Raw genomic sequence first — 566 nt, 5'->3', positions numbered from 1 at the left:
GGACCTGTACCAGACAAGCCTTGACCACCAAATGGCTGAACGCCAACAACCGCACCAACTTGATCTCGGTTGATGTAGCAGTTACCCACGCGAGCGTGTTTTTCAATCCAGCGATAAGTGGTTTCGTTACGGCTGTGAATGCCCATTGTTAGACCAAAACCTGTTTGGTTGATCTGCTCTACCACGTTTGGCAGTTCAGACGCTTTAAAGCGAACAATGTGCAAGATAGGACCAAATTGCTCTTCTTTCAGAACATCAATGCCTGAGATTTCAAACGCACTTGGCGCAACAAAATCGCCATACTGACACGCTTCTTCCAGTTGCAGCTGCGCAACTTTCTTCTGCGTGCTGCTCATCTGTTCTAGGTGAGCAAGGAGTTTTTGCTTCGCATTGCGGTCAATAACCGGACCCACATCGGTTTTGTGCAAGTAAGGCAAGCCAACGTGTAGCTCTTTCATCGCGCCTTGGATAAGGGTGATGATGCGGTCCGCAACGTCTTCTTGAACAAACAGCACACGAAGCGCAGAACAGCGTTGACCCGCCGATGCAAACGCAGAGCGAATCAC

The 566-nt window shown here is 49.6% G+C and carries 1 protein-coding gene; it reads right to left on the bottom strand.

Features of this window, described 5'->3' with window-relative positions; translation table 11 throughout:
* A partial coding sequence (locus R7Q46_RS28650) for an aldehyde dehydrogenase family protein (RefSeq protein WP_318078504.1) occupies nt 1-566 on the bottom strand: 566 nt, incomplete at both ends.

It is taken from the genome of Vibrio sp. 811, from assembly GCF_033339195.1.
This window is presented reverse-complemented; position numbering and strand designations above follow the sequence as displayed.